Annotated in this window: 6 protein-coding genes; all 6 read right to left on the bottom strand. The window is 66.4% G+C overall.

Features of this window, described 5'->3' with window-relative positions; translation table 11 throughout:
• Positions 1 to 122: 122 nt before the first annotated feature.
• Positions 123 to 845 (bottom strand): nucleotidyltransferase family protein, encoded by a 723-nt coding sequence (locus CV770_RS32135; RefSeq protein ID WP_104465205.1) that lies wholly within the window; start codon positions 843 to 845, stop codon positions 123 to 125.
• Positions 846 to 963: 118 nt separating this feature from the next.
• Positions 964 to 1281: a PilZ domain-containing protein gene (locus CV770_RS32130; protein WP_091962288.1), complete on the bottom strand. Its 318-nt coding sequence runs from the start codon at positions 1279 to 1281 to the stop codon at positions 964 to 966.
• 86 nt (positions 1282 to 1367) lie between these two features.
• Positions 1368 to 2900, bottom strand: coding sequence for a tRNA (adenosine(37)-N6)-threonylcarbamoyltransferase complex ATPase subunit type 1 TsaE (gene tsaE, locus CV770_RS32125; RefSeq protein WP_104465204.1), 1533 nt, complete (start codon positions 2898 to 2900; stop codon positions 1368 to 1370).
• Positions 2897 to 5401 (bottom strand): sensor histidine kinase, encoded by a 2505-nt coding sequence (locus CV770_RS32120; RefSeq protein ID WP_104465203.1) that lies wholly within the window; start codon positions 5399 to 5401, stop codon positions 2897 to 2899. Before CV770_RS32120 ends, tsaE begins: the two co-directional genes overlap by 4 nt.
• A gap of 355 nt (positions 5402 to 5756) precedes the next feature.
• A complete protein-coding gene (dut, locus tag CV770_RS32115) occupies positions 5757 to 6215 on the bottom strand; it encodes a dUTP diphosphatase (RefSeq protein WP_104465202.1) in 459 nt (152 codons plus the stop codon).
• On the bottom strand, positions 6212 to 7663 hold the full coding sequence (gene coaBC, locus CV770_RS32110; protein ID WP_104465209.1) for a bifunctional phosphopantothenoylcysteine decarboxylase/phosphopantothenate--cysteine ligase CoaBC: 1452 nt from the start codon (positions 7661 to 7663) through the stop codon (positions 6212 to 6214). The genes dut and coaBC overlap by 4 nt, the downstream gene beginning before the upstream one ends.
• Positions 7664 to 7702 lie beyond the last annotated feature (39 nt).

Genomic DNA, 7702 nt, shown 5'->3' with positions numbered 1-7702 from the left:
GCCGTAGGGTGGGCAAAGGCGCGACAGCGCCGTGCCCACGCGTCTCTCACCGACTTTCACCGCTTGAATCCGTGGGCACGCTTCGCTTTGCCCACCCTACGGCACCGTCTTTGAGGTTGGCCCTACGCCACGCTCTCCAGAAATGCCTCTTCCGCGGCGTGCACGGCGTCGGGCGTGCCGACATGCATCCAGACGCCGTCGAGGCGGAGGCCGAACAGCCGCTCCTGCTCGTTGGCGCGGTCGAACATTTTCGTCAGCGAGAACTCGCCCTGCGGCGCGCCTTCGAAGATCGACGGCGACAGGATCGCGGCGCCGGCATAGACGAACGGAACGACTTCCTTTTCCTTGCGCTTGCGCAAGGCGCCGTCGGGCAGCATGCCGTAATCGCCGCGACCGCCGTAGCCGATGCTGGTCGCGGTCGGCGCCATCAGCAGCAGGATGTCCATGCGCGCGGGATCGAAATTTTCGGCAAGCCGCGTCAAATTGGAGCGCACGCCGTCGATCCACAGCGTGTCGGAATTGACGTGGAAGAACGGTGCGTCGCCGAGCAACGGCAGCGCCTTGACCACGCCGCCGCCGGTGCCGAGCACCTGGTCGCGCTCGTCAGAAATCGTCACGCGCGGAAGCTGGCGCGATGCGACGTGATCGATGATCTGGTCCGGCAGGTAATGCACGTTGACCACGGCCTCGGGCACGCCCGCCTGGCCGAGCTTGTCGAGCACGTGGTCGAGCAGTGGCTGGCCGGCCACCGGCACCATCGGCTTCGGCATCTTGTCCGTCAGGGGACGCATGCGCAGGCCAAACCCTGCGGCGAGCACCATGGCTTTGGTCGGTTTGACGGACATCCTTCGCTTTCTCAGACCTTTCGCGTTCGCAGCAATCCTAACACGAGGTTCGATCAGCCGCACCGCATCTCAACCGCCTTAACCACCCGCCGTGACGGTTGTACGACGGGTGTTGCCATCATGCCCCGACGGCTGTGGAACGCGCTTTTTTCTTCTTGTCGCCGACTTTCAGGAAATTGACCCCGATCTGGTCGCCATTGACCCAGGCCAGCTCGCAGCGCCGGTACGCAAGTCCGGTGGACGACAGCAGCAGAAAGAACTCCTTCAGATGGAGGCCCTCCACCGAGCCGTCGATGGTCAGCTTGGCGCCGGTCTCGGAGACGTCCTCCATGGTGCAGTCGCGCCGCCAGGTGCCGTCGATCCCCATCATCTGGGCCGAGATCCCGCGCTCGAAGACAACCCGGCTGTTGCCGCGCTGGTCCGTCTTTACCGCCATCTGACCGCTCCAGCCCGTAATGATCCGGCTGCCTCGCCGCCAGAATACCGGCGTCTTGGCTAACAGCTGGTAAATCGGGCCCCGAATCAGGCCTTTGGCGGACTTTGGGGCAGCGGGACGTTGGCGAGATACCAGTCGCGCAAAGAGCTCAGCGCGGGATGTGCCAGCGAGCGCTGGAGATAGGTCCAGATCCGCGGCTGGTGACGCAAATAATGCGGCTTACCATCGCGGCGGTTGAGGCGGGCGAAGGTGCCGAGCAGCCGCGTGTTCCGCTGCGCCGACATGATCGCGTAGAGCTCGGCGAAGCCGGCAGCATCGAAGCTTGCATCACTCGCGCGCCGCGTCTTGATGTAACGCGACAGCAGCGTCAGCTCGATGTTTTCAGGGACGTCGATGCGGGCGTCCTGGAGCAGCGAGACCACGTCGTAGGATGGCGGACCGAGCACCGAGTCCTGGAAATCGATCACGCCGACGCGCGCGATGCCGGCGCGATCCCCAAGCCAGATCAGATTGGGCGAGTGATAGTCGCGGATGATCCACGTCCTCGGCGCGGCGAGCGGTTTCTTCAGCAGCTCGCGCCACATCGCGAAAAACTCTCCGCGCGCCGCCTCGCTCAGCGGCGCGTTGCGATCGGGCAGGTACCATTCCGGCATCAAGCCGATCTCGATCAGCAGCGCCTCGGCATCGAAGAGGGGGATGGCGTAGGTCTGTCTGCCCAGTGGCAGCGTTTCCGGCAGCGACTTGCCGTGCAGCGTGGCCAGCACATCGACCGCGGCCTCGTAGCGCTCGGCAATCGGGCGTGGCGGGTCGCCTTCGATCACGCCTTCGCTGCCGAAATCCTCGGTGATCAGGAAGCCATGGTCGAGGTCGGAATGGTGGATCGCGGGCGCCGAGATGCCCTGCGCACGCAGGCCTTCGTCGATCGCGACGAACGGCTTGACGTTCTCGGCGAGATGCACCGCAGCGCTGTAGGATTTTCCGTTGTACGTAGCAGCACCATCAGGGCGCTGCGGAAAGTTCATGAGGATGACGATCTCCTCGCCGCGCAAGAGTCGCGCATAGGAGCGGGTCGAGGCATCGCCGGCCATGCGCCGACGCGTCGCCTCGAGATAGCCGGACCCATCGAGGAATTCGCGCAGTGCCTGCAGCCGCGCGACAGTGGCGGCCCCCTTGCCGTAACCGGTGATGTCGGCGGCGCGCGCATTCGAGCCCAGCGCCGGCCGATGCGTCAGCGCGATGTCGATGCGATCCTGTGGCATCGCCGACGGCGCCCGCTCCGGCCATTCGATCAGGACGAGCGTTGCATCGGGCAGCGGCGACAGCCCGATCTCCTCGAGCTCGCTCTCGTCCTCGACGCGATAGAGATCGGCGTGCATCGCCGGAAACGGCGGCAGCTCGTAGCCCTGCACCAGCGTGAAGGTCGGGCTCGGTACCTCCAGCTCCTCGTCGCCGGCGAGGTAGCGGATCAGGCTGCGCGCCGCCGCGGTCTTGCCGGCGCCGAGATCGCCGGTCAGCGTGATGACATCGCCGGGGCCAACCAGCAGCGCGAGGTCGGCCATCAATTGTGCGGTGGCCGTCTGGTTGTGAAGCGCGACGGAGAGTTTGGTGGGTTCTGTCATTCGGCGGCGTCGCGATGCGCCGCCTGGTCGGTCGGGAAGTCACAGATCACGACCGTGCCCCGGCCGACGATCGAATCCACCCGCACCTTGCCGCCATGCAGCTCGACGAAGGAGCGCACCAGCGACAGGCCGAGCCCGGCGCCGCGGTGACGCGAGCCCTGCGAGCGGCTTTCGAACCAGTTGAACACCTTGTCCTTCATGTCGGCAGGTATTCCAGGCCCGGAATCTGTCACAGTGAAGACCACGCTGCGTTCGGTGCGCCGCGCGCTGATGCCGACGGTGGAATCCTGTGGAGAAAACCCGACGGCGTTGGCGAGGAGGTTATAGAGCACCTGCACCACGCGCTTCTCGTCGCCGACGAAGCTGCCGACGTCGGGTGCGATCTCGACCTTGAGGCGGATGCGGTCGGTGGCGAGCCGGTCCTGGATGCCTTCGGCCGCGAGTTCGATGGTCTTGCTGACGTCGACCGGGCCGAGTTCCAGCTTCATGGCGCCGGCGTCGATGGTAGCGAGATCGAGGATGTTGTTGGTCAGCGCCAGCAGCGCGTTGGTCGATTTGGTGACGTAGTCGAGATATTCGGCCTGTTTCGGCGTCAGCGGCCCGGTCGAGGGATCGCTGAGGAAATGCGCGAAGCCGATGATGGTGGTGAGCGGCGAGCGCAGCTCGTAGGAGACGTGGTGGACGAAATCCACCTTCATCTGGTCAGCGGCTTCCAGCGCCTCGTTGCGCTCGCGCAGCGCGCGCTCGACGTTCTCCGTGTCGGTGATGTCCTGGAACGTCAGCATGGTCGCGCCGTCATGCAGCGGGCGGATCATGCCGTCGAGCACGCTGCCGTCCTTGCGCTCCAGCTTCAGCGGCACGTCGGCGCGGCTTTCGATCGAGGTGACGGCCTCGCGGATCTGGCGCCAGACCGCGGGGTCGTCGAACAGCTGATGGCACCAGCCTTCCACCGTCTGGATATGCGGCTCGTCGCGCATGGCGTCGCTCGACAGCTTCCACATTCGGACGAAGGCCGGGTTGAACAGCTGCGCCTTGCCGTTGCTGCCGAACACGGCGACGCCCTCGGCGAGGCTGTCCAGCGTCTCGCGCTGGACACGGATCATGCCGTCGAAGCGGCGGGCGAGCTCGAGGCTCTCGGTGACATCGTCGAACAGATAGGTGACGCCGCCTTCCGGGTTCGGCGTGGTGACGACCGAGAGCGCGCGGCCGTCGGGCAGGTACCAGGTGTCCTTGGTGGTCTCGACCGCGCGGTAGGCCTCGTGCAGCTTGGACTTCCAGGCACGGAAGTCCGGCTGCTCCGGCAGCTTGCGCGCGGCGCGGAGCTGGTCGAGCACGCTGGAATCATCGGGATCGGCGTCGAGGAAGGTGCGGTCGAGGTCCCACAGCCGGCGGTAGGAATCGTTGTAGAAGGCGAGCCGGCGCTGACCGTCGAACACGGCCACGCCGGAGGAGAGCTGGTCGAGCGTGCGGCGATGCGCCTCCGCCATCCGCACCAGCGCCGAGCTGAGCGCATCCGCCTCGCTGGCATCGATGGCGACGCCGACGCTGCCGCTGCCGACATTGACCGCGCGCACGTCGTAGATGCGGCGCTCGCCGCTGATCACGATCGGCAGTCGCGCGTTGAAATTGGCGGTGTCCTTCAGTCCCCGTTCCATCGCGGTGCGGTCGGCGCTGTCGAGCAGCTCCAGCTTGCGCTCCTGCGCGTCGGTGACGTTGTTCGCCTCGGTGGCACGGACATAGGCCGGGTTGGCGTAGGTCAGCGCGCCGTTCTCGCCCTTGGCCCAGATCGGCCAGGGTGCGTTGGCGGCAAAGCCGCGCAGCATCTCGGTCTCGTCGGAGAGCGCGGTGTAGCGCAGATGGGTCTCGGCCAGATCGCGGCGGAGCCCCGAGAGTTCGCGAATCCGGACAATGGCCTGGCCGCCGATGGCGCGGCCGATGGCCTCGAGCGTGTGGCCATGCGCGGTCGTCAGTGTCAGCTGGAACCCGTCGCCGCGGTCACGCAGCGCATCGACGGCATGATCCATCTGGAGCGCGGGCTCGGGCGGCAGCCAGGTTCCGAATGCGAGCACGCGTTGCGGCGAGGAATCGCGCGGCAGCACAAGGGAGATGTCGCCGGAGATCTGCGCGCGATTGTCGCCGGCCGGCCAGGAGATCAGGATCTGCGGCTCGGCGAACAGCAACGCGCCGAAGCGGTCGGCCTGGAGCTGGAGTTCCCCGATTCGGGCGCGCAGCCGCGCCTCGTTCTTCGCGGTGCGCACGCGCGTGCGCATCAAGAGAATCGCAGCCACCACCGAGAAGCCGAGCAAGGCCAGCGCGGTGGCGAGCACCGCGAGTTCCTGCCGGTTGAAATCCAGCATGATGGAGAGGGTGTCGATGAGGTCGGCCGCCTCGGCCGGCGCAGCCGGCAGCAGCGCTGCAAGAGCGCCTCCCAACAAGCCGTTGCGCACGAGCGATGTGCACGACAGCAGCGTCCGACGCATCGACACGATCACGCCTGACATAGTTGCCCCAAGACCGCACGAATTTACGCGCGGCGACCCCCGTCGCGCGCGAATCAAACGACAATACCCCCACCGTGACTCCGCCGGTAAGAGTCCAGATCGTGAACGCAAAGGCGGCCCCAAAAAAATGCAGGGTGAAGGGTTCCAACACACGTAAATCTTCGGATGATTCGGCTGGAACTGCCGTGCGTTAGCGCATGAGATGAGACATCACGGGCGCTCCGCAAAGGGGAACGGTGCGCGATTGAAAGAGTCCCCGTGTGGACCCCCCTCCCTGCCCCTCCCCCACAAGGGGGGAGGGAACGGAGAGAGCGCCGCGATGATCGGACTCTGTTCGACTTCAACCCACCACGACTTAGCGGCCGGTCGAGCCGAAGCCGCCGGCGCCGCGATCGGTGGCCGACAATGTGGCCACCGGAACCAGCGCGGCCTGCACCACGGGCGCGATCACCATCTGGGCGATGCGCTCGCCGCGCTTGATCACGAACGGCGCCGCGCCATGGTTGATCAGGATCACCTTGATCTCGCCGCGATAATCCGCGTCGATCGTGCCCGGCGAGTTCAGCACGGTGACGCCGTGCTTGGCGGCAAGCCCCGAGCGCGGCCGCACCTGCGCCTCGTGCCCGGCCGGCAATGCGATCGCAAGGCCCGTCGGCACCAGCGCATATTGGCCGGGCGCGAGCGTCATCGGCTCGCTGTCCGGCACCGCCGCCATCAGGTCGAGGCCGGCAGCCTCGGTGGTTTGATAGGCCGGCATTGGCAGGCCTTCCGCATGGGCCAGGCGTTGTAGTTCGACAGTGACCTTCGTGCTCAAGATGCCGGCTCCAGGGATTTGTCGGTCACGCTCCGTGCGACATGCGCGACCAGTTCGATGGCGACCTGTTCCTTGGTCATCACCGGCCAGGAATCAACTGCAATCTCGCCGTCCTTCCCACCATTCTTGCGACTGATCAGATGCACGGTGTTGCGGTCGCCGCCCATCACGCCGGTGGCGGGCGAGACGTCGTTGGCGACGATCCAGTCGCAGCCCTTGCGGGCGAGTTTTGACTTGGCGTTGTCGATGAGGTGCTCGGTCTCGGCGGCAAAGCCGATCACCAGCGGCGGACGCTTGTCGGTCAGCTTCGAGATCGTGGCGAGGATGTCGGGGTTCTCGATGAGCTGAAGCGGCGGCATGCCGGCTGCGGTCTTCTTCAGCTTCTGCTCGCCTTCGTTGGCGACGCGCCAGTCGGCGACGGCGGCGGCAAAGATCGCGATGTCGGCGGGGAGCGCGGCCTGCACCTGCTCGAGCATCTGCCGCGCCGATTCCACATGCTTCACCGTCACGCCCTGGGGATCGCCGAGGTCGACCGGACCGCTCACCAGGATCACCTCGGCGCCGGCGGCTTGTGCGGCGGCGGCAATGGCAAAGCCCTGCTTGCCGGAGGAGCGGTTGGCGATGTAGCGCACCGGATCGATCGGCTCGTGGGTGGGACCTGCGGTGATCAGCACGCGCTTGCCGGCAAGTGGCTTCGGCACCGGCGGCCGCAGCAGACGCTCGGCAGCCGCAGCGATCTCGATGGCTTCCGACATGCGGCCGGTACCGGCCTCGCCCGCTTCCGCCATCTCGCCGGAATTGGGTCCGATCAGCACCACGCCATCGCGCTGCAGCTGCGCGACGTTGCGGCGCGTCGCCGCATTGGTCCACATCAGCGGGTTCATTGCCGGCGCCAGCAGCACCTTGCGGTTGGTCGCGAGCAGGACCGCGCTGGCGAGATCGTCGGCATGGCCGTTCGCCATCTTGGCCATCAGGTCGGCGGTCGCGGGCGCCACCACGACCAGGTCGCAGTCGCGCGCGAGGCGGATATGGCCGGCGTCGAACTCGCTCTGGGGGTCGAACAGGTCGGTATAGACACGCTCATGGGAGAGGGCGCTGACTGCCAGCGGCGTGACGAATTGCTGGGCCGCCTTGGTCAGGACACAGCGGACCTCGACGCGGCGCTCCTTCAGCCTTCGGATCAGGTCGAGCGATTTATAGGCCGCGATGCCGCCGCCGATGATCAGGGTGACGCTTGCCTCAGGAACCGCGCCGGTGCGCTGGGGCGTGGGGGTGGAAGACGGTGCCGGCGGTACCGCAAACGGCGTCAGCGGCTCCTCGCGGCCCTCGATCAGCTCCCGCAGGATGACCCGGACCTCTTCCTCGACCGACCTGCGGTTCTTGGCCGAGCGCAGCCGCAAATAGGTTTTGACGCCGTCGTCGAGCTTACGGATGGTCAGGCTTGCCATGACGCCCTCCAGCACGGAATGATAGCGATGCTATCATTC

The organism is Bradyrhizobium sp. AC87j1, assembly GCF_002936975.1.
GTDB lineage: Bacteria > Pseudomonadota > Alphaproteobacteria > Rhizobiales > Xanthobacteraceae > Bradyrhizobium > Bradyrhizobium shewense.
The sequence above is the reverse complement of the archived record's forward strand: the minus strand, read 5'-3'. Positions and strand labels throughout refer to the sequence as shown.

Coding starts and splice junctions, on each gene's coding strand:
- CV770_RS32135 (WP_104465205.1), bottom strand. CDS start 845: ATGTCCGTCAAACCGACCAAAGCCATGGTGCTCGCCGCAGGGTTTGGC.
- CV770_RS32130 (WP_091962288.1), bottom strand. CDS start 1,281: ATGGCGGTAAAGACGGACCAGCGCGGCAACAGCCGGGTTGTCTTCGAG.
- tsaE (WP_104465204.1), bottom strand. CDS start 2,900: ATGACAGAACCCACCAAACTCTCCGTCGCGCTTCACAACCAGACGGCC.
- CV770_RS32120 (WP_104465203.1), bottom strand. CDS start 5,401: ATGTCAGGCGTGATCGTGTCGATGCGTCGGACGCTGCTGTCGTGCACA.
- coaBC (WP_104465209.1), bottom strand. CDS start 7,663: ATGGCAAGCCTGACCATCCGTAAGCTCGACGACGGCGTCAAAACCTAT.